This window comes from Halovivax limisalsi (genome assembly GCF_023093535.1).
GTDB lineage: Archaea > Halobacteriota > Halobacteria > Halobacteriales > Natrialbaceae > Halovivax > Halovivax limisalsi.
In genome coordinates, this window is record NZ_CP095757.1 from 638,474 (window position 1) to 657,871 (window position 19,398).

The 19,398-nt window shown below is 69.5% G+C and carries 22 protein-coding genes; 10 read left to right on the forward strand and 12 right to left on the reverse strand.

Annotated elements, in window-relative coordinates; genetic code table 11:
- Positions 1-12: 12 nt before the first annotated feature.
- On the reverse strand, positions 13-1,002 hold the full coding sequence (locus MXA07_RS02735) for a replication factor C small subunit (RefSeq protein ID WP_247730526.1): 990 nt from the start codon (positions 1,000-1,002) through the stop codon (positions 13-15).
- Positions 1,003-1,251: 249 nt separating this feature from the next.
- Here MXA07_RS02735 and MXA07_RS02740 point away from each other — a divergent pair, with 249 nt between their 5' ends.
- Entirely contained in the window at positions 1,252-1,452 is a 201-nt protein-coding gene (locus MXA07_RS02740) for a hypothetical protein (RefSeq protein WP_247730527.1), read from the forward strand.
- A 72-nt stretch (positions 1,453-1,524) separates the two neighbouring features.
- On the opposite strand, the gene MXA07_RS02745 is transcribed toward MXA07_RS02740, so the two are convergent.
- Entirely contained in the window at positions 1,525-2,988 is a 1,464-nt protein-coding gene (locus MXA07_RS02745) for a threonine synthase (protein ID WP_247730528.1), read from the reverse strand.
- Between the two features lie 2 nt (positions 2,989-2,990).
- Positions 2,991-4,067 carry a S66 family peptidase gene (locus tag MXA07_RS02750; RefSeq protein WP_247730529.1) on the reverse strand — a complete coding sequence of 359 codons (1,077 nt, stop codon included), beginning with the start codon at positions 4,065-4,067 and terminating at the stop codon, positions 2,991-2,993.
- Between the two features lie 527 nt (positions 4,068-4,594).
- Here MXA07_RS02750 and MXA07_RS02755 point away from each other — a divergent pair.
- From MXA07_RS02755 to MXA07_RS02775, 5 genes are all read left to right on the forward strand, one after another.
- On the forward strand, positions 4,595-4,981 hold the full coding sequence (locus MXA07_RS02755; protein ID WP_247730530.1) for a type II toxin-antitoxin system VapC family toxin: 387 nt from the start codon (positions 4,595-4,597) through the stop codon (positions 4,979-4,981).
- A gap of 159 nt (positions 4,982-5,140) precedes the next feature.
- On the forward strand, positions 5,141-5,800 hold the full coding sequence (gene tenA / locus MXA07_RS02760) for a thiaminase II (protein ID WP_247730531.1): 660 nt from the start codon (positions 5,141-5,143) through the stop codon (positions 5,798-5,800).
- Complete coding sequence (locus MXA07_RS02765) at positions 5,797-6,510, forward strand: TenA family protein (protein ID WP_247730532.1); 714 nt, start codon at positions 5,797-5,799, stop codon at positions 6,508-6,510. Before tenA ends, MXA07_RS02765 begins: the two co-directional genes overlap by 4 nt.
- 74 nt (positions 6,511-6,584) lie before the next feature.
- Complete coding sequence (gene samp2 / locus MXA07_RS02770) at positions 6,585-6,812, forward strand: ubiquitin-like small modifier protein SAMP2 (RefSeq protein WP_247730533.1); 228 nt, start codon at positions 6,585-6,587, stop codon at positions 6,810-6,812.
- A 4-nt stretch (positions 6,813-6,816) separates the two neighbouring features.
- Entirely contained in the window at positions 6,817-7,341 is a 525-nt protein-coding gene (locus MXA07_RS02775) for a GNAT family N-acetyltransferase (protein ID WP_247730534.1), read from the forward strand.
- A gap of 60 nt (positions 7,342-7,401) precedes the next feature.
- Here MXA07_RS02775 and MXA07_RS02780 read toward each other — a convergent pair whose 3' ends face one another.
- The 3 genes from MXA07_RS02780 to MXA07_RS02790 form a co-directional block, all read right to left on the reverse strand.
- Positions 7,402-7,683 (reverse strand): hypothetical protein, encoded by a 282-nt coding sequence (locus tag MXA07_RS02780; protein ID WP_247730535.1) that lies wholly within the window; start codon positions 7,681-7,683, stop codon positions 7,402-7,404.
- Positions 7,684-7,830: 147 nt separating this feature from the next.
- Positions 7,831-9,225: a phosphoglucomutase/phosphomannomutase family protein gene (locus MXA07_RS02785; protein WP_247730536.1), complete on the reverse strand. Its 1,395-nt coding sequence runs from the start codon at positions 9,223-9,225 to the stop codon at positions 7,831-7,833.
- A gap of 80 nt (positions 9,226-9,305) precedes the next feature.
- Complete coding sequence (locus MXA07_RS02790) at positions 9,306-10,067, reverse strand: class I SAM-dependent methyltransferase (protein WP_247730537.1); 762 nt, start codon at positions 10,065-10,067, stop codon at positions 9,306-9,308.
- A 152-nt stretch (positions 10,068-10,219) separates the two neighbouring features.
- Between MXA07_RS02790 and MXA07_RS02795 the strand changes: the two genes are divergently transcribed.
- The gene (locus tag MXA07_RS02795; protein WP_247730538.1) at positions 10,220-10,807 is read left to right on the forward strand and encodes an NADPH-dependent FMN reductase; all 588 of its coding nucleotides are present in this window, start codon (positions 10,220-10,222) and stop codon (positions 10,805-10,807) included.
- Between the two features lie 5 nt (positions 10,808-10,812).
- On the opposite strand, the gene MXA07_RS02800 is transcribed toward MXA07_RS02795, so the two are convergent.
- Positions 10,813-11,061, reverse strand: a complete 249-nt coding sequence (locus MXA07_RS02800; protein ID WP_247730539.1) for a GIY-YIG nuclease family protein — start codon at positions 11,059-11,061, stop codon at positions 10,813-10,815.
- A gap of 347 nt (positions 11,062-11,408) precedes the next feature.
- Here MXA07_RS02800 and MXA07_RS02805 point away from each other — a divergent pair, with 347 nt between their 5' ends.
- Positions 11,409-11,576, forward strand: a complete 168-nt coding sequence (locus MXA07_RS02805) for a DUF1931 domain-containing protein (RefSeq protein WP_247730540.1) — start codon at positions 11,409-11,411, stop codon at positions 11,574-11,576.
- Positions 11,577-11,736: 160 nt separating this feature from the next.
- Here the strand turns inward: MXA07_RS02805 and MXA07_RS02810 are convergent, their stop codons facing one another.
- Both MXA07_RS02810 and fni read right to left on the reverse strand, forming a co-directional pair.
- Positions 11,737-13,182 (reverse strand): hypothetical protein, encoded by a 1,446-nt coding sequence (locus MXA07_RS02810; protein WP_247730541.1) that lies wholly within the window; start codon positions 13,180-13,182, stop codon positions 11,737-11,739.
- Between the two features lie 193 nt (positions 13,183-13,375).
- The gene (gene fni, locus MXA07_RS02815) at positions 13,376-14,461 is read right to left on the reverse strand and encodes a type 2 isopentenyl-diphosphate Delta-isomerase (RefSeq protein WP_247730542.1); all 1,086 of its coding nucleotides are present in this window, start codon (positions 14,459-14,461) and stop codon (positions 13,376-13,378) included.
- A gap of 153 nt (positions 14,462-14,614) precedes the next feature.
- Between fni and MXA07_RS02820 the strand changes: the two genes are divergently transcribed.
- Positions 14,615-15,076 carry a hypothetical protein gene (locus tag MXA07_RS02820; protein ID WP_247730543.1) on the forward strand — a complete coding sequence of 154 codons (462 nt, stop codon included), beginning with the start codon at positions 14,615-14,617 and terminating at the stop codon, positions 15,074-15,076.
- A gap of 85 nt (positions 15,077-15,161) precedes the next feature.
- Here MXA07_RS02820 and rpiA read toward each other — a convergent pair whose 3' ends face one another.
- Positions 15,162-15,854 carry a ribose-5-phosphate isomerase RpiA gene (gene rpiA, locus MXA07_RS02825; RefSeq protein ID WP_247730544.1) on the reverse strand — a complete coding sequence of 231 codons (693 nt, stop codon included), beginning with the start codon at positions 15,852-15,854 and terminating at the stop codon, positions 15,162-15,164.
- A gap of 199 nt (positions 15,855-16,053) precedes the next feature.
- Between rpiA and MXA07_RS02830 the strand changes: the two genes are divergently transcribed.
- Positions 16,054-16,965, forward strand: coding sequence for a DMT family transporter (locus tag MXA07_RS02830; RefSeq protein ID WP_247730545.1), 912 nt, complete (start codon positions 16,054-16,056; stop codon positions 16,963-16,965).
- A gap of 63 nt (positions 16,966-17,028) precedes the next feature.
- Here MXA07_RS02830 and MXA07_RS02835 read toward each other — a convergent pair whose 3' ends face one another.
- The gene (locus tag MXA07_RS02835; protein ID WP_247730546.1) at positions 17,029-17,418 is read right to left on the reverse strand and encodes a hypothetical protein; all 390 of its coding nucleotides are present in this window, start codon (positions 17,416-17,418) and stop codon (positions 17,029-17,031) included.
- Between the two features lie 251 nt (positions 17,419-17,669).
- Positions 17,670-19,328 (reverse strand): thiamine pyrophosphate-binding protein, encoded by a 1,659-nt coding sequence (locus MXA07_RS02840; protein ID WP_247730547.1) that lies wholly within the window; start codon positions 19,326-19,328, stop codon positions 17,670-17,672.
- Positions 19,329-19,398 lie beyond the last annotated feature (70 nt).

Genomic DNA, 19,398 nt, shown 5'->3' on the forward strand with positions numbered 1-19,398 from the left:
TGTGCCGATCGCTTACGCGTCGCTTTCGAGCGCCAGGTCGGCCAGCATCGCCTCCAATTGCAGGCGCTCGTTGGCTCCCTCGGTGATCCGGTAGTCGACCTCGCCGAGTCGTTCGAGCAACTGGACCGTCTCGTGCTCGCCGAGGTCGAACTCCCAGGCCGAGCGGTGCAGCTGGTCGATGACGTCGCCGCCGGCGAGCCCGCGGTCGGTCAGCAGGTCCTCGAGCGTCGCCCGCGCGGCGGTGAAGTCGCCGCCGATGGCCTGTTCGACCATCGCCTCGACCTCCTCGGGGCGGGCGGTGGCGGTGATCGCGAAGACGGCCTCCTCGTCGACCGTCTCGCCCATCACGGCCGCGGCCTGGAGTCCGTTGATCGCCTTGCGCATGTCGCCCGCGGCGGCGTAGACCAGCGCGTCGACCCCGTCGTCGGTGAGTTCGATGGCCTCCGTCTCGGCGATCTCGCGCACCTGGGCCTCGACCGCCTCGTCCGAGAGCTGGGTGAAGCGGAAGACGGCGCACCGCGACTGGATGGGATCGATGATCTGGCTGGAGTAGTTACACGAGAGGATGAAGCGCGTGTTGTGCGAGAACTGCTCCATCGTCCGGCGCAGCGCCGACTGGGCGTCGGACGTGAGCGCGTCGGCCTCGTCGAGGAAGATGATGCGGTACTCGACGCCGCCGAACGACGAGCGCGCGAAGTTCTTGATCCGGTCGCGGACCACGTCGATGCCGCGCTCGTCGGAGGCGTTGAGCTCGAGGAAGTGCTCGCGCCAGTCCTCGCCGTAGAGTTCGCGGGCGATAGCGCCGGCTGAGGCCGTCTTCCCGACTCCGGCCGGGCCCGCAAAGAGGAGGTGGGGCAGGTCGTTCTGCTCGACGTACTTCTGCAGGCGCGGGACGATGTTCTCGTGGCCCTTGACGTCGCCCAGCGATTCGGGCCGGTACTTCTCGATCCAGATCCCGGTCGGCCCCGGCGTCGCCTCCGTCTCGGCGTCGGCCTCGCTCATAGGGAGAGGCAGGGTCGGCCCGAAGATAAAACGACCGAAGCGGGAATGTACCCGACCCGACCGACGGGGAGTCGCCGACTCGGTCGGAACGGGGTTGCACTTCCGACGGAGTACGTACCGTCCGCGAGCCGGCGCGGCGGGTCCGTTTCGACGACTCGATGGATCCGCTCGCCGCGTCGATACTGGCGGTTTCCGCGCCGCACATGCAAGCTATATCCATATCGGTCACTCGGCAGAACCGGGATGGCAATGGCATTCGAACCGGCCGCGACGTGTCCGGTCTGCGAGACGGTCCTGGCGCCCGACCGACGGCTCGAGGACCACCTCTGTCGAACTCACACGCAACTGGAGCTGGCCGAATTCATCGTCTTCCAGCGCGATCGCGACCGGATCGAGAACCGCCGACCGGTCCTGCCGGGGGTGTCGGCCGAGGGCACCGCGGGAGAGTGAGGGCCCGTCCGGTGGCCGATCACTCCATAGATCGACCCGTCGCTGCCGTGCCGGGCGTCGACGGGGGACAGTCTAGTCCGCGAGATGCCCGGCGGCGACCAGCGCCGCCTCGATCGACTCCCAGTCCGGGTCGACGCGCGGCGGCTCGCGTCGCCCGCCGCTCGCGGATCGCTGACGCTCCCCGCTCGCCGTTCCGAGGCCGTTCGCTTCACTCGCGCCCTCGCCGCTCGCGGATCGTTGACGCTCCCCGCTCGCCGTTCCGAGGTCGCGAGCGACCTCGCCATTTTTGAATCCGCTCGAGGTCGCGATCGCCACGATCGGCCCGTCGTCGAGTCCGAGCGCCGCTCCGCGGCCGTCGTCGACCGCGCGAGTGAGACCGGCGATTCCGGCCGCGCCGGCCGACTCCTGCCAGGTCCCACCGTGAGCGAGCCGTTCCTCGGCGCCTTCGAGGTCGGCCGCCGTAAAGCCGATCGCCCCGCCCCCGGACTCCTCGACGGCTCGACGGCCGCGAACGCTCGAGGTCGTCGCCGCGATGGAGTAGGCCTCGGTGGGGTTCGCCCCCACGCTCGCGACGGGGTCGTCGGACGCGAGCGCCTCCCGGAGCGGCCCGCGCGCGGCGGGCTCGCAGGCCAGCATGCGCGGCGTCTCGTTGACGACGTCGAGATCTTCGAGTTCGCGAAAGCCCTTCCAGACGCCGTACAGGAGCTCCGCGTAGCACGTCGGCACGGCGACGACTCCCGGAACCCGCCCGAGATCGCGATAGAGTTCGTAGGCGATCGTCTTGTACCCCTCCGGGCCCCAGGGGTGGCCGGTGTGGACTGGCGTCCGCGTACTGACCGGGTGGTAGCCCCGTTCGGCCAGCCGGTCGACAGCCAGCCGTCGCACGTCGCCGTCGGGGACCGCGAGCACCGTCCCGCCGTAGGCGCCGATGAACCGCGTGACGGCCGCCGGCGTCTCGGGAGCGGTGACGACGATGGCCTCCAGCCCCGCCCGGGCGGCGTACGCGGAGACGGCGGCCCCGTGGTTTCCGGTGGAGGACGCGACGACCCCTCGCGCGTCCGATCGGACGGCCGCGCTCACGACGCAGCGCGCCAGGCGGTCCTTCTGGCTCCACGTCGGGTTCTGACTCTCGTCTTTCAGAAACAGGTCGGCGCCGAGACCGATCTCGGCGGCCGCGCGCTCCAGTTGAAACGAAGGGGTGCGTCCCTCCCCCATGCCGATCGGCGCGAGCGGCGGTAGCAGCGGCGCCCAGCGATCCAGACCCGACGGGCGGGGAGTTCCAGGGCCCGTCTCGTCGCTGGTGCCGGCGCGTCCCGCCTCGCGAGTCGCGGCGTCGCTTCTCGCGAACAGCGACGGGTCGACAGCATCGTAGTCGTAGGTCACTTCGAGCGGGTACTGAATCTCGTCCGTACTCGTCTCGGGACAGCCGCGGGTCAGCGGCGGTTCGAGCGGGTACTCGATCGACGGATCGCCCAGCGAGCGGAGGCCGGTGGCGAGCGATCGAGACCCGCCGCCGGGGTCGTTTTGCGACGGCACGGTCAGGCCCCCTCGAAGCCGATCCGTTCTTCAGTCGGATCGATCGTCGCCGTCGCGCCCACGGGGACCGGCACGGTCGGCGCGCAGTGACCGAACTCGACGTCGAAGACGATCGGCGCCTCGGGGTTGTACAGTCCGATCGTCTCCGCCATCGTCGTCCGGAGTTCGTCGCGGTACTCGCGGCGCTCGTCGGCGGACGGCTCTTCGAACGGGTTCCGGGCCTTCGCCCGGCCGACGAGCACGCCGTCGAAGCGCTCCAGGAGCCCGCGCTCGCCCACGGCCATGAGGAACTGGCGCGCGTACCACGGTTCCGGCATGACCTCGGACGTCTCGAGCAGGAGGACGGCCCCGTCGAGATCGTCCGGCTCCGGGACGGCGACGTCCGCCGCAAGGAGTTGATCGAGGACGGTCAGGCAGCCGCCCCAGGTGCGGCCCGTGATCGGATCCGAGACGACGTCGCCTCCGCCCGCCCAGCGCCAGCCCTCGGAGTCCTCCGTCTCTCGGTGCTGGTCCAGGGTGTCGGGATCGCCCCACTCGAGGTCGTGATCGCTGAAGCACTCGGCCGGTTCGAGTTCGCCGATCGTCTCCTCGAACAGCGCGCGTCGGCTGTACTCGACGGTGTGCTCGAACATCGAACCCTGCATCGCGAACTCGGTCAGGACGCTCGGGCCGTAGTACGAGACGATCCCCAGTTGCCAGAGGTACGAGGCGAGGACCGTGTTGTCGCTGTAGCCGTAGAATCGGGTCGGATTCTCGCGGAGGACGTCCGGATCGAGGTGGTCGACGAAGCGGATCTGGTCGTCGCCGCCGAGCGTCGTGATGACGCCGGCGATCTCGGGATCGCGGAAGGCCTCCTCGACGTCCCGGGCGCGCATCTCGGGATCCGCGGCGAGGGTCTCCTGCTCCGCCGTCGCGGTCGGGTACTCGACCGGTTCGAGGCCGAACTCGTCTTCGATACGTTCGAGCCCCAGCTCGTAGACGTGCGGGAACGTCGCCGCCGCCCCCGAGGAGGTGGCGACGATCGCGACCCGGTCGCCAGGTTCGAGCGCTGGCGGGACGGTGAATTCGTGAGCGGCCATACACCGTCGTACTCGCACGGCGACTAAAACGTTCAGTTCGTCGTGGTTGCGGTGCGTTCGACTCGTGGCGGTCGGGTCTCGTTCGTCGCTGATCACCCTGCAATCGAATCCGTCGTGATCCGATTGTCCCGCTCGGACACCGACGGACGGCTACCAGCCGGTTAGTGTCGCGGGTAGTGTAGTCAGTGTCGAGCTGAGTGTGGGTTAATGTTGCTGGGACCGCAACCGTACCACACGGGAGAAACGGACACGCCGGAAGCGGTGGGCGAGGGCGCGGTATCTGGCAATCAAGTTTCGATTCCGGCGGCTATCAGGGAACGGGCTGACGTCAGCGACGGTGACCGGCTCCGCTGGTTCTGGGAGGACGGCGAACTCGACGTCGAAATCGTCAGGCGACGACGGGGTGCCTTCGAGGATTTCGAGGGATACGAGCCAACTGAACCGCGGACGGATCCGGATCTAGCCGGACTTGAACCGGCGGGCTCGCTGGATGCTGGTGATCCGCGGAATGGATCGGAGGAGTGACTGTGAATCGGGCGCTCGCCGATACGCGTGTCCTCTACGCGGCGTTCGATCGGCGAGATAACCGGCGCGATACCGGACTCGCGATCCTCCGAGATGCCGATGCCGGTCGGCTCCCGGTACTGGTGATCCCCGACGTTGTCGTCGCCGAAACGATGAACGCGCTCACGCAGCGCGTCGCTCACGATGCGACCGTCGACGCGATCGAACGCCTCGAAGAGAGTGCGGGGTTCGCGATTCGACGAACCACCGAGCAGCAATGGGCGATGGGACGCGAAATATACGAGCGTCACCCGCCGCTTTCCTACGTCGATTCGGTGCTCGTCGCGCGGTGCCGTGAGCGGGAACATCGAGCACGTTTACTCGTTCGATACCGGTTTCGACCCCATTGAGTCGATTCAACGACTCGACACCAACGTGGATCCGTTCGCGCCGAACTGAGCACCGATCCTCCAGTCGATCCCGGCCGATCCGGGGGCCGATTACGCGCCGTCTGATAACTGGGTAATACCACTAGAGTATATTACGTTGGCCACCATACAATCGCGCACATGGCATTCAGCGACGAACTCCTCGACGCGGGGAGCGAGATCTGGGCAGCCCAGTACGAGCACCCGTTCGTCACGGAACTGGCCGCGGGCACGCTCGATCCCGAGGCGTTCCGCCACTGGGTGGAGCAGGACTACCGGTATCTGCTCGACTACGCGCGCACGTTCGCCATCGCGGCGACGAAAGCCCGCCGGGAGGAAACCATGGCCGGCCTGCTGAACGTCGCGCACACGGTCATCGATTACGAGATGGACCTCCACCGGGAGTTCGCCGCCGACTACGACATCTCCCGGGAGGAACTCGAATCGACCCGAAAAGCGCCGACCTGCGTGGCCTACACCAACTTCCTCGTCCGGACCGCCCACGAGGGCACCCTGCCGGAGATCGCGGCCGCGATCTACCCCTGCGGCCAGGGCTACCTCGACGTCGCCGAGCACATGGCCGAACTCGCCGACGAGGAGCACCGCTACACTCCCTTCATCGCGAAGTACACCAGCGACGAGTTCTACGAGGCCGTCGACTGGATGCGCACGCTCGTCGACGACTGCGCCGAGCGCAACCCCGGCGAGCGCGAGGCCATGCGGGCGGCGTTCCTGACGAGCGCTCGCCTCGAACACCGGTTCTGGGAGATGTGTTACACGCAGGAGGGGTGGGACGCGTGACCGGCTCGACTCGCAATCAACCGGTCGAGGCGCCGGCCGAACGGTACGACCCCGACGCCGACGGCGCCTTCTCGGCGTGGCTCCGCGAGCGATCGGACTGGACGGCGGCCACGCGTCACCGATTCGTCCGCGAGTACCGCGACGGCGAGCTGGCCGACGACGTCTTCGAGCGCTACCTCGTGCAGGACTACCAGTTCCTCGAGGCGGGCGCTCGCCTCACCGCCCGCGCGGCGAGCCAGGCCCACGCGATCGAGGAGATGAACGCCCTCGCCGAGTCGCTGACCGTCCTCACCGGCGGCGAGGACGATTACTTCCAGCGGGCGTTCGACGCGCTTTCCGTTCCCGATCCCGCCCGCGAGGACCCGCCGCTCCACCCGACGACGGCGGCGTTCAACGACTTCATGCTGCGCGCGGCGGCCGAGGGCGCCTACGAGGAGTCGCTCGCGGTCGTCGCGGCCGCGGAGTGGATCTACCGCGACTGGTGCGGCCACGTCGCCGACGCCGACGTCGCGTTCGACCGCTGGTACCTCGACGAGTGGATCGAGATCCACGACACCGAGGACTTCGCGGCCTACGTCGACTGGCTGATCGGGCAACTCGATACCTACGGGCCGCGCCTCTCGCCCGAACGGCAGGCCCGCGTCGCCGAGATCTTCGGGCGGACCGTCGCCCTCGAGGCGGCCTTCTTCGACGCCGCGTACGAGACGTGACCGCCGCCCGCCGCTCGACCGCGGCGCCGACCCGCTGACGACGCCCTCAAGCCCCTCCGGCACCAAGCGCGGGTATGCGCGTGACCGTCGACGTCGCGGGTGAGGCCACCCACGAGATCGACCTGGCGGCGGACCTCGGCCGGTCCGCCGACGGCGCGACCCCGACCTACGCCGACCTCCTCGACGCGATCGACTACAGCCCTCACGAGGTGAGCGTCCTCGTCGACGGCCGACCCGTCCCCGAGGACCAGCCCGTCGAGCACGACGAGGTGACCGTCCTCCGCCTCATCACGGGCGGGTGAGACCGTGGCCGACTCGTCGCCGCCGATCTCGGTGCGACCCGCGACGCCCGACGACGAGCTGGCCGTCCGACGGATTCTCGACGGCGCGATGCTCGAATTCGCGGCGCTCACCCCACGAATCGATGCGGACGATGTGCTGGTCGCAAGCGAAGCGCGGTTCGAACCCAGTGAGAACCGCGAAAACCCGAGCGGTGAAACCGCGAGCGAAGCGAGCGACGACGAATCGATCCAGGGGGCGATCGTGCTCGAACCGGAACCGACGGCGACGGTGACGGAGGGGCTCGCGTCGAACGACGAGGCGTGGACGCAGTCGGCGGCGGCCGAACCCGGGGCGCACGTCGACGCGATCGCGGTCAGGATGCGCCGGCGCGGACGAGGGATCGGGGCGACGCTCGTCGAGCGGGCGCTGTCGCGCGAGGGGCGGTTGACCGCCCACTTCGACCAGCGGGTGCGGCCGTTCTACGAGGCGCTCGATTTCGAGATCGTCTCGCTCGACGACGGGCGCTTCGCGGGCGTTCGCAGGCGGTGAAACGGGCGGCTTCGAGCGCACTCGCCGTTCACTTGCGCGGCCGGTCGGTTTGCCGTCCTATCACTCCCCGCCGACGGCCTCTTCGGCCCCCGATGCGTCCGGGTCGGACGTGTAGACGAGTTCGAGGGCGAGGTTCGCCGTACAGCTCATCGCGGCCTCGTCGACTTCCGTGTCGGACTCGTCCTGATCGAGGTAGCCGTTGCAGCGCCCGTGATTGATGACGTTCGGAAGCGTCGCCGCCGAGCCGCACTCCGGGCAGTCGATGTAGTACTCGCCGTCCTCGTCCTGGTGCCAGGCGTCGGCGCCGAGTTCCATGCGCGCCGCGTCGTCGTCCCGTGACATACGACTCCCGACGCCGTCGAGGACCGTAAACGACGGCCCGGCAGCGGCCGCGCTCGACTCGCCGTTCTCTTCGCTTTTCGCCTGCGCGTCGCCCGCGACTGCAGCACCCGCGTCGGCGCACCCCTAACGCCCGCGTCGGAGCGGCCCCTACACCAGGCGTTCGACCAGCGCGGTCCCGGCGGCCAGGAGTTCGTCGACGCGCTCGTCGTCGCTCGCCTCGGCGTAGACCCGGAGGACGGGTTCGGTCCCGCTGGGCCGAACCAGGAGCCAGGAGCCGTCGGCGAGCAGGAGCTTGAAGCCGTCCGCGGTGTTGACGTCCTCGACGGCGACGCCGGCGACCGCGTCCGGGATCTCCGCCTCGAGCTCGTCGAGGACGCGTGCCTTCTCCACGTCCGGGCAGTCGACGCTTCGCTTGTCCTGGACCACCGTTCCGTGCGCCTCGAGCAGGCGATCAACGCGGTCGTCGATCGGCTCCCCGGCGTGCATCGCCGCGGCCAGCAGTGCGACGAGGACCCCGTCCTTCTCGCGGACGTGCCCGCGGACGGTGAAGCCGCCCGACTCCTCGCCGCCGACGAGGGCGTCGTGCTCGGCCATCGCCTCGGCGACCCACTTGAATCCGACCGGCACCTCGTGGACGGCCTCGTCGTGTGCCGCCGCCACCCGGTCGAGCAGGTACGTCGTCGAGACGGTGCGGACGACGGAGCCGGTCTTCCGTGTGAGCACCCAGTCGTACAGCGCCGCGAAGAACAGATTTTCGTCGAGATAGCCCCGTTCGGGCGTGACGATCGCCAGCCTGTCGGCGTCGCCGTCGTTGGCGATCCCCAGGTCCGCGTCGCCGGCTCGCACGCGCTCGGCGAGCGCGTCGAGGTGGTCGGGACTGGGTTCCGGGGGCGTGCCCCCGAACGTCGGGTCTCGCTCGCAGCGCAGTCGCGAGACGGTGACGCCGGCTCGCTCCAGCAGGGCGTCGGTGAACCCGCGACCGGCGCCGTGCATGGCGTCGTAGGCGACCGTCAGGTCGGCGAGCGCGTCGATCGACCCGGGGGCGATCGATTCCAGCCGGTCGAGGGCGGCCGCGGCGTGGGAGTCGCGGAAATCGACCGTCTCGACCGCGCCGTGGTCGGACTCGGGGAGCGGATCGGGCTCGCCGAGTCGATCGCCGATGGCGTCCATCACCGCGGGCAGCGCGGGGGCGCCGTCCGACGGGATGAACTTCACGCCGTTGTACTCGGGCGGGTTGTGCGAGGCCGTCACGACCAGCGCGCCCGACAGGCCGCGGTCGACGATCGCGTGGGCGAGGACCGGCGTCGGGCAGTCGCGCTCGGCCAGCAACACGTCGAACCCGTTCGCCGCGAGCACGTCCGCGAGCGCTTCGGCGAAGTCGGGCGAGGTCTCCCTGGCGTCGTAGCCGATCGCCACCGGCGCCGTCTCGCCCTCGTCGCGCAGGTACGTCGCGACAGCCTGGCCGACCATCCGGACCCGCGGCTCGGTGAAGGTCTCGAGTGTGGCCCGCCAGCCGTCGGTCCCGAACGATATCGCGTCCATACCCGACGGTCAACCGCTCCTGATAAAAATCCGACGCCAGGGGCGATCCCGGAAGCGGACGGGGATCGCCGAGGGCCGTCTCACTCCGCTCGGCGCAGTTCCCACACCTGAATCGTATCGCCGTCCGCGATCGGCTCGTCGCCGAAGTCGCCGGTGACGGACCAGTCGGCGAACGGCGACTGCCGGGCCAGCAGCTCGACGCGGGGTTTCGGGAGCATCGAGAGCCGGTCCGTCTCGGCGAAGAGGCGCTCGCCGTCCGAGTCGTACAGCTCGGTCTCGACGTCGAACCGCTGCTCGACTTCGTCGACGATCCGCGTTCGCGTTCGAAGTTCGTGCTCGACGCCTCGATGGTCGACCGCGCGGGTCTGCCACTCGCCGTAGGTTCCACAGATCACGTCGAACCCCGGGACGAAGACGTCGAAGACGAAGCGACCGCCCGGTTCGAGGGCGTCGTGGATCGATTCGAGCGCGGCCAGCTGGGCGTCGACGGTCCGCAGGTGCTGCAGGGCGTTGAACGGACACGTCGCGAGGGCGTACGCGCGATCGACCGCGAAGTCGGCCAGGTCGGCCGTCCACACCGAGGGATCGAGCCCCCGCTCGGCCGCGTGTTCGCGGAGAATGGCGAGCGCGTCCGGCGACAGGTCGAAGCCGTCGGCGTCGACGCCCGCGGCCAGCAGTTCGAGGTAGATCCGTCCGGTGCCACAGGCCGTTTCGAGGACCGGCCCGTCGACCGACGTGGCCAGGTCGCGGTAGAACGCGACGTCATCCCGGTCGCCCGCACCCACCTGGGCGTCGTAGAATCTGGCTCGTTCCGTGCGATACGAGCCGTTCTGGTCCTTCATTGGTGAGGACGGGCGGTGGACGACCAAAATAATGTCGGTTCCCGAACCGGAGTGCGCCGTGGACGGCCCCGGCGAACTGCCACAGCCGTGGCCGCCGAGCGGTGATCCACGGAAGCGACGCGCCTATCAGACCTGCCGTCGAATTTCGCCCCGTGCCACCCTCTCCGACCGTGCTCGCGGTGGTCGGTAGCCTCCGCGACGACAGCTACACGCGAACGGCTCTCCGGTACGTCCTCGATGCGGCCGCCGACGCCGGCGCCGAGACGCGGTTGCTCGACCTCCGCGAGTACGACGTCCCGGTCTACGACCCGGACGTCGGCGAGCAGGGCGACGCCGCGGCCGCCCGCCGGCTCGTCCGCCAGGCCGACGCCGTCGCGCTCGGGACGCCGGTTTACCGCGGGACGTTCTCCGGCGTCCTCAAGAATTTCCACGACTACTGCGGCGCCGACGAGTACGAAGACACCACCGTCGGCCTGCTCGCGACCGCGGGCGGTGGCGGCTACGGGCCGACGCTCGAACACCTGCGCGCGACGGTCCGCAACGTCCACGGCTGGGCGCTCCCGCACGAGGTCGGGATCGGGAACGCGTCGGACGCCTTCGTCGCCGACCCGGACGCGATCGACGGACGCGCGTTCCGCGACCCGTCGCTTCGCACGCGCGTCGAAACCCTCGGCGACCGGCTCGTCACGTACGCGTTCATCGATTCGGAGCGGGCGTCTCCGACGGCGACCGGCGACTGAGTGGTCTAGTCGAATCCGACCAGGCGCTCTTTCTGCGCTCGCGAGAGCTGTTTGATCTCGTACTCGCGGGACATCGCCGCCGAGCGGTCGCCGAATCGTTCCGCGTGGACCACCTCGACGGGCGTCCGCGCCCGGGTGTACTTCGCGCCGTCGCCGGCGTTGTGTTCCTCGACGCGCCGGTCGAGATCCGTCGTGTATCCCGTGTACAGCGTCCCGTCGGCGCACTCGAGCACGTACACGACGTGATCGCTCATACCGGGAGGTCCGCCCGGCGGGACTTAATCGCTGGCTCCCGCGCTCGGACGGACCCCAGTCAGGCTCGGTCCCGTCCATCGAACTGGTAGTCGTCGACCGTCGATCTGTCGGGCGTCGATCGTCGAACCGATATGAACGTCGCAGGGGCCGCTGGCGAAATCCGTGGCGAGCGCGCGCGAGCCTCGGCGCTACCCGCGATCCGGGGAATCGGGCGGATCGGTATTCCATCCGCATATAGGTTTCGGTCCGAAACCGCGTCAGACGCCCGCTCACACCATCATCAGGGGCCCTAACCCGTGTATTAAACAGAACGCTTATAAGGGGGTACACAGAACGGGTAATCCGTATGGCAGACCTTATCGTCAAAGCCGCCGTCAAGGAAGCGCTCGATGACAAGAACGTCGCCTCGGACTTCTACGACGCCCTCGACGACGAAGTCGAATCGCTCCTCGACCACGCCGCTCGGCGCGCCGAAGCCAACGACCGGAAGACCGTCCAGCCCCGCGACCTGTAAGGTCTCGTCGACCCCATTCTTCCAGACGCCGACCGACGAGCGGAGCGGTTACGCAACCGAGTTGTCGGCTTCGAGTGGCGCGGGAGTCGCCGGGCGAGTTCGGGTGACCGCACTGGGCGTCGCCGACTGGCGGCCCGACGCGGTCCGTCCCACCGGCCCGTCACCGAAACCCGAGTCGCTCGAGCAGTGCCGACGTCCGGCCCCGAAGCCGAGCCCAGACCGACGTCTCGTCGGTCGTCGTCTCGGCTGGGTCGTCGGGACGCGGGTCGGACCCGTCGGAGTCAGTCCCACGCGAGTCGGCGCCACGCTGGGTGGCAGGATTCGCGCCTGTGCCCGACGCGTCGACGCCGGGCGCCGTCGAATCCCCCACATCCGTCGGCGACAGAACGCAATCGACGGAGCTGGCGGGGCCCGTCTCGGGTACCGGCCTGACCGTTCCGGCCATCGATTCGGCCCCATCGGTGCGAACCGGCCGTCCCTTTGGTTCGTCGGCGTTCAACCCGCCAGGCGCCTGCGCGGCGATCGATTCCAGTTCGTCGCGCGTGACGAGCGGCCGCGTACATCGGGTCGTCCGATCCCGGTGGGACGACGCGGCCGGTGCGTCCGCGGGGCCCTCGCGTTCGTCGTCGGCCGTCGTCGAATCCGCGTCCGGCGCGCCGCCGTCACGCGGCTGTGGACTCGCGACCGCCTCGTCCGCGGCCGCCTCGTCCGATCCGGCGATCGGATCGTCCGTCGTGCGCTCGGATGCCTCGATCGGCGACGCCTCGTCCGCGGTAGATCCGGCCGCGTCGGGTTCGTCCGGCCATCGAGCGTCCGACGGGGGCGGGCTGAGCGCGTTCCGCAGGTCGACCGAGTCCTCCTCGCCGGGGACGAGCCACGAGGCGGAGTCGGACGCCGCTTCGGGCGTCTCCGATTCGGCGGGTTCGACGGCCAGCTCGGTCGGATCGACGGCCTCGAACTCGTCCGTCCGGTCGTCCGAACCGCCGACCCGGTCGTGGCGGTCGTAATCGCCGGATGGTGCCCGATCGGTGGTCGATTCGTCGACGGACGGTGACTCGTCCTCGAGGTGTGCGAGGATCTCGTCGACGCCTTCGTCGGAGACGGTCGTCGTCGGTCCACCGCCGGCGAGCGAGCCGAACTCGGTTTCGACGTCGCGTTCGACGCGCTCGAAGTCCGCGGACGGCCGATCGAGCCGGTTCGATCGGCGGTCGACCGATGGCCCGTCGGTACCGTCGGTCACCGACGACGCGCCCGGGCCCGCCGATTCGCCGGGCTGCGTCGCGTCGTGCTCGTCGGACTCGGTCCCGTCGGGTGCCCCGACCGACGCCTCGAGCTGTTCGAAGACCTCGTCGATTCCCGCCGTCGAGACCGTTCGCGTGGGTCCGCCGGCGAGGCCGAAGCCCCCGGTCGTCTCCGGTTCCTGTGGCGTCGAGATCGACTCGAGGACGTCGTCGACACTCGCGTCGGAGACGTGACGTCGGGGGCCGCTTTCTCGCAGCCGATCGACCACCGTTTCGGTGTCCGCTCCCGTCGCATCGAGTAGCGCTTCGAGCGACTCGACGTCAGCGGACGCCGTCGGTCGGTCGTCCCCCTGTCGTGCAATCATCCCTGATCGATATCTATCACGGACTTACCCCTAATAAAAATATGCACGCTTCATTTTAAATTCAGTGAAGATGGCGCGGTAGTTGGTGCTTGTGCGACAGATACGGCCGCTTGCAATCGCTCAATAGCACCTGAATCCGGTCAATTACCGAGAGAGAATGTCCCTTTGTGGTGGAATCCGCGGTAATATTTCGTTATCGTTCGATCCGTCCGGAACGCGGCCGAGATCGCTCGGCGTGGTACTGCCGGGTCCGTCCGAGCAGCACGTACTCGGTCTCCCGAAGCGCCGCGACCGTCTCCGACCCGGTGACGAACATCGCCGTTTCGAGCTCTCGCTGGAGCGTCTCGATCAGGTCGACGACCGCGTCGGTACCCCGGCCGGCGGGCGCCAGAAATGGCTTCGCGAGGCCGCCGGCCCGCGCGCCGAGCGCGATCGCCTTCGCGATGTCGAGGCCGGAGCGGACGCCGCCGCTCGCGACGACGCAGTCGTGGACGGACGCGGCCTCGAGCGTGCTGATCGCCGTCGGAACCCCCCAGGCGCGAAAGCGCTCGCCGACGGCCGCCTGCCGATCCGCGCCGACGGCTTTGGCGCGGTGGGCCTCGATCCCCGACCAGGTCGTCCCGCCCTTCCCGGCGACGTCGATCGCGTCGACGCCCGCGTCGGCGAGGCGCCCGGCCGTCTCCCGGGAGATGCCGTTCCCGGTCTCCTTGACGACGACGGGGACCGAGAGGCCATCGACCACCCGCTCGATCGCCTCGAGGCAGCCGCGCGCGTCGACGTCGCCCTCGGGCTGGACGGCCTCCTGTAAGAAGTTGAGGTGGATCGCCATCGCGTCGGCGTCGATCATCTCGACGGCGCGCTCGACGGCCTCGACGCCGTACTCGGCCAGCTGGGCGGCGCCGACGTTGCCGTAGAGACACGCGTCCGGGGCGACGTCGCGGACGACGGTGTAGGACTCGAGCAGGTCGGGGTCGTCGAGTTCGAGGCCGGCGCGCTGGCTGCCGACGCCCATCGCGACGCCCGTCTCCTGGGCGGCTTCGGCGAGCCGTCGGTTGAGCTTCGTCGTGTTGGGGTGGCCGCCGGTCATGCTCTCGATGACGACCGGCGCCGAGAGTTCGCGCCCGAACAGCGAGACCGCGGGGTCGATCGCGTCGCGGTGAATCTCCGGCAGCGCCTCGTGGACGAGCTCGACGTCGGCGAAACCGGTGCCGGTCGTCTCGACGTCTTCCTCCTCGATGATACGGATGTGGTCGTCCTTGCGGTCGGCTGTCTCGGGCATCTACACCACCGATCGACGCTACCCCGGAAAAACGGTTCGCTTCGGCGCGAACGCCGCGAGCGAGCGGCCAGCTGGGGCGAGCGTACCGCGACGCAGTCGCCCGAACCGGCCGTCGGGCGTGCCTTTTTCGAGCGGGCCGTGGTGGGTCGCCACGTGACTCGCCACCCGTTCTCGCGGCTCGCCCGCACGGTACTGATCGCGTTCGGCCTCTTCGAGATCGTCGCCCCGAAACCGGTTATCGACGCCTGCGAGCGGATCGGCCTCGAGAACCCGGACCGGGCGCGGCTTCGATCGGAAGCGCTCGACCTCGCCCGGCTGGAGGGCGCCCTGTTCGTCTGGGTTCTCCGTCGGGGCGGCCGTCGCTCCCCGCTTTCGACGGGTGCGCTCGCCCTCGCCGGCCTCGTCGCCGCGATCGCGCCGCGGCCGCTGATCCGGTTCAGCCAGGCGTTCGCCTACGAGAACCCGACAGACCTCGAGCTGAAGCCGTGGGTCGAACCCGCCGCGCGAGCGCTCGGCGTCCTCTACCTCGCGGTCGTCGCCCTGGCCTGGCGGCGGGAGACGGAGCAGGCCGAAGAGTCGTTGGAGAACGACAAAACGGCGATCAGAGTGCGGTGAGACGGTCGATATCGATTCCCGACCGAACGCCCTGCCCGTTCGATCGAACTCGATTCGTCCATCCCGTTCGGTCGCCTCGCACCGGTCACCGGTCGCCGGACAGCACCTCCACGCCGTCGTCGGTGCCGACGTAGATCTCGTCGGCGAGGTCGACGAAGAGGCCGTGTTCGACGACGCCGGGGATGGCCGAGAGCGAGCACGCGAGCCGGGCGGGATCGTCGATGGCGCCGAAGTCGGCGTCGATGACGAGGTGGCCGTCGTCGGTGACGACCGGGCCGTCCTTGCGCTCGGCCGGGCGCAGCGTCGCCTCCCCTCCGAGTTCCCGGATCCGCCCGGCAACGACGCGCTCGGCGCCCCGGAGCGCGGCGATCGGGATCGGCCAGTCGAGCGCGTCGGCGAGCTTCGAGTCGTCGACCACCACGAGGAATCGATCGGCCGCGGCGTCGATCAGCTTCTCGCGCGTGTGGGCCGCGCCGCCGCCTTTGACGAGGTCGCCCCCGGCCACCTGGTCGGCGCCGTCGATGGCGAGGTCGACGCCGTCGACCGCCGCGAGCGTGGTCAGCGGGATGGCGTGATCCCGCGCGAGAGTGGCCGATTCGGCGGACGTCGGGATCCCCCGGACGTCGAGGCCCTCGGCGACGGCGCGGCCGATGGCCTCGATGGCGGCGGCGGCCGTGCTGCCGGTGCCGAGTCCCACGACCATCCCGTCTTCGACGGCCGCGGCCGCGGCCTCGCCCGCCCGCCGCTTCGCCTCGGCCGATCCGTCGCCCGCTTTCATACCCTGCGGTGGGGGCGGGACGGGCAAAAAACCAGTCGGTGTCCGCCGAGGGTCCCGTTCGACGTGAGAGCCGACGTCGACCCGGACCCCGTCGACCGGGCCGCTCGCCGTTGTCCTTGGCAGCCGGCAGCGTCGACCGGTCGCGGCGAACCGTGCAGCGATCGAAGGCGCCTTTGAACCCCCGTCCCAATGCGTCTCCGTGTCCCGTTCGCTCGACGCGACCCGGTTTCTCGCCCTCTCGCTGCTGTGGGGACTGTCCTTTCCCGCGATTTCCGTCGGGCTCGAGTACCTCCCGCCGTTGCTCTTCGCGTCGGTTCGCTACGACGTGGCCGCGATCCTGTTGCTCGCGGTCGCCGCGGTCCGAGTCGACGACTGGGTGCCGTCGAGACGGCACGACCTGGCGGCGATCGCCGCGGGGGGATTCTTTCTGGTCGGCGCCAACGGCCTACTGTTCGTCGCCCAGCAGTCCGTGCCCGGCGGTCTCGCCGCGATCATCCAGTCGCTCACGCCGATCGTGACCGCGCTCCTGGCGATCGCCCTGCTCGACGAGCGCCTGACGGCCGTCGGCGGCGTCGGCGTCGTGATCGGCTTCCTCGGCGTCGGCCTCGTCGTTTCGCCCGATCCGGGCGCCCTCTTCGCGGGCGATACGCTCGCGAAGCTCCTCATCGTCTTTCAGGTGTGTTGCATCGCGCTGGGTGGCGTCCTCGTCCAGCGGTTCGCGCCGACGATCGACCGCGTCCCGATGACCGGCTGGTCGCTGGTTGTCGGGGCGATCCTCCTCCACGGCGCCAGCGCTCTCGCGGGCGAAATCCCGGACGCCGGCGCCGTGGCACCGCTGTCGATTGCGGCGATCCTCTACCTGGGTCTCTTCGCCACGTCGATCGCGTTCCTGCTGTACTTCAGCATCCTCGAGGAGTACGGCGCGTTCCAGGTCGCGCTCGTCTCCTACGTCGTGCCGGTCGTCGCGACGATCGCCGGCGTCGTCGTCCTCGGTGAGGAGATCGGAGCCAGCGCCGTCGCCGGCTTCGCGCTGGTGGCGACCGGGTTCGCCCTCCTCAAGCGCCACGCGCTGGTCGACGCCGTCGACGTCGTGACCGGCGTGCGGCCGTAAGTGCGCGGAGGGTGCCGCCAATCGTCTGGGCTGGTCGACGCGCACTGCCTCGTCTTCCCGTCGTCACTCGATTGTGATAGCGTATCGTTCGAGCCAGTTTCGATAGGTGTCGAGTTCGTCGGGATCGATACTTTCGACGCCCCAGGCGATTGCATCGGTTCCAGGGCGAACGTTCCCTGCAAATCCGACAAACGTACCGCGTTCGGTGTCTCGCTGGGTCGTTCGAAACGCCCGGTCGGCGCCATCGAGTCGGGCGACGGCCTCGTACTCGCCCCACTCTGGCCACTCACCGGCATAATATCGCTGGAAGGGGGCGTTGTCCGGGCGGACTTCCTCTGACGGCGTCTCGTCCGGCGATTCGAGCGTCATCATCGTGCTGGCCTGCAATTCCCCGTTCGCTCGCACGTCGAGGTCGATCGTCCGCGGATTCGCGTGGAAATTGGTGACACTCACGTAGACGAGATGGACGGAATCCCGACGACTGGGGAGGAGACACCCGCTGGTGACTGCGGATCCAACACCGGTACTCGCAGCGACGAACCGACGCCGGCTCAGTCGCACACTATCCGCCTCCGTCAGAACCGAGAGACGCGCGCTGCTGATCCATACGATATTTCACCTCGAAATAGTTATTCAATTATTCGATCGATGATGATCGGCTGCCGGCGTCGTCCCCGTTCAGTGACGTGATTTCCGACCGATTCTCACTCGGCCAGCCACTCGCTCGCCTGCGGTTCGTGCGGGTCCGTCGGTACTTCGACCAGCACCGGCTCGTCGCTCGCGACGGCGTCGGCGACGGCTTCGACGACCGCGTCCCGACTCTCGGCCCGCACGCCCGTCATGCCCATGCTTTCCGCGAGCGCGACGAAGTCGATGGGGGCGTCGGGCCAGCCGTAGGCGCTCTCGGCCAGGGCGTAGGAGCGTTCGGCCTCCTCGCTGATGATCGCGTAGTCCTCGTTGCGAAAGAGCACGACCGTGAGCGGCAGGTCGGCGGCGACGGCGGTGTGGATCTCGTGGACGGCCATCATGAACCCGCCGTCGCCCGCGATGGAGACGACGTCGGCGTCCGGGTTGGCGACCTGCGCGCCGATGGCCGAGGGGAGGCTGGTCCCCATGGTCGCCCACGACCCGGGGTTGACGTACGACCGCGGGCCGTAGGCGGGGAAGGCGTTGAGCCCCCAGACGCGCGAGCCGCCGGCGTCCGCGGCGACGATGGTCTCGCGGGGCAGGGCCTCGCGCACCGCTTCGAGCGCCGTCACGGAGGTGAGCGGGGCGTCGGTCACTCGCAGCCCGTCCACTCGCTCGTCGAAGTCCGCGCGGACGGCCCCGGCGCGTTCTGTGCCCGACGTCTCGTCGGTCCCCGTTGGGCCCGCGACGTCGCGGTCGGCGAGCGCCTCGCCGATGGCCGGGAGCGCCTCGGCGGCGTCGGCGAGCACGCTGACCGCCGGCTCGTAGCCCGTCCCCAGGTCGTCCGGATCGAGCGTGACGTGGACGAGCTCGTCGGGCACCTCGACCGACCAGGCGCGGGTCGCGACCGCGTCGAAGTTCGTCCCCACCGCGAGGGCGGCGTCGGCCTCGGCCAACAGCGAGAGCAGCGCGGGCGGGGCGCTGCCCGAGAGCGTCCCCGCCGAGAGCGGGTGGTCGGCCGGGATCGTCCCCTTCCCCTTGTAGGTGGTCACGACCGGCGCGTCCAACCGCGTTGCGACGGCTTCGAGGTCGACGCTCGCGTCGGCCGCACGCACGCCGCCGCCGGCGATCACGACCGGCTCTGTGGCCTCGGCAAGCAGCTCCGCGGCGGCCGCGACGTCCGACTCGGCGGCGCCTGCGGGTCCGGCCCGCGAATACTCGGGCGCTCCGGCCAGCGCGACGTCCATCCCGAGGAAGTTCTTGGGAATGCCAACGCGGACCGGCCCCTTGGGGGCTGTCTCCGCGATCGCGACGGCCTCTTCCAGCGCGGCGATCGCTCCCTCGGGTCGCTCGACGAGGACGTTCTCCTTGACGACGTTGTCGTAGGTGTCAGGCGGCGTCTCGTGGATGCCCTCGCCGCCGCGAATCTCGGGGTCGGTCTCGACCGCGATGTGGATCAGCGGCGTGCAGTCGTTGTAGGCGTTCTTCAGCCCGTTCATCGCGTTCATGTCGCCGGGGCCGGGGACGACGACCGTCGCGGCGGTCCGCCCGCTGGTCTCGGCGTAGCCCCACGCCTGGTGGGAGACGGCGGTCTCGTGGCGCGCCATGACGAACTGGACGTCCTCGCGCCCGCCGATCGCCTCGTTCAGCGGGAGCGTCTGCTTGCCCGGAATGCCGAAGACGGTGTCGATGCCGTTCGAAACGAGCGCATCGACCACCGCAGCGTCTACCTGCATGGACGGGCGTTCGCGCGGGCGCTATATCAACGACGGTGGTTTCGCGGTTGCCGGTGCCCGTCGCCCGTCG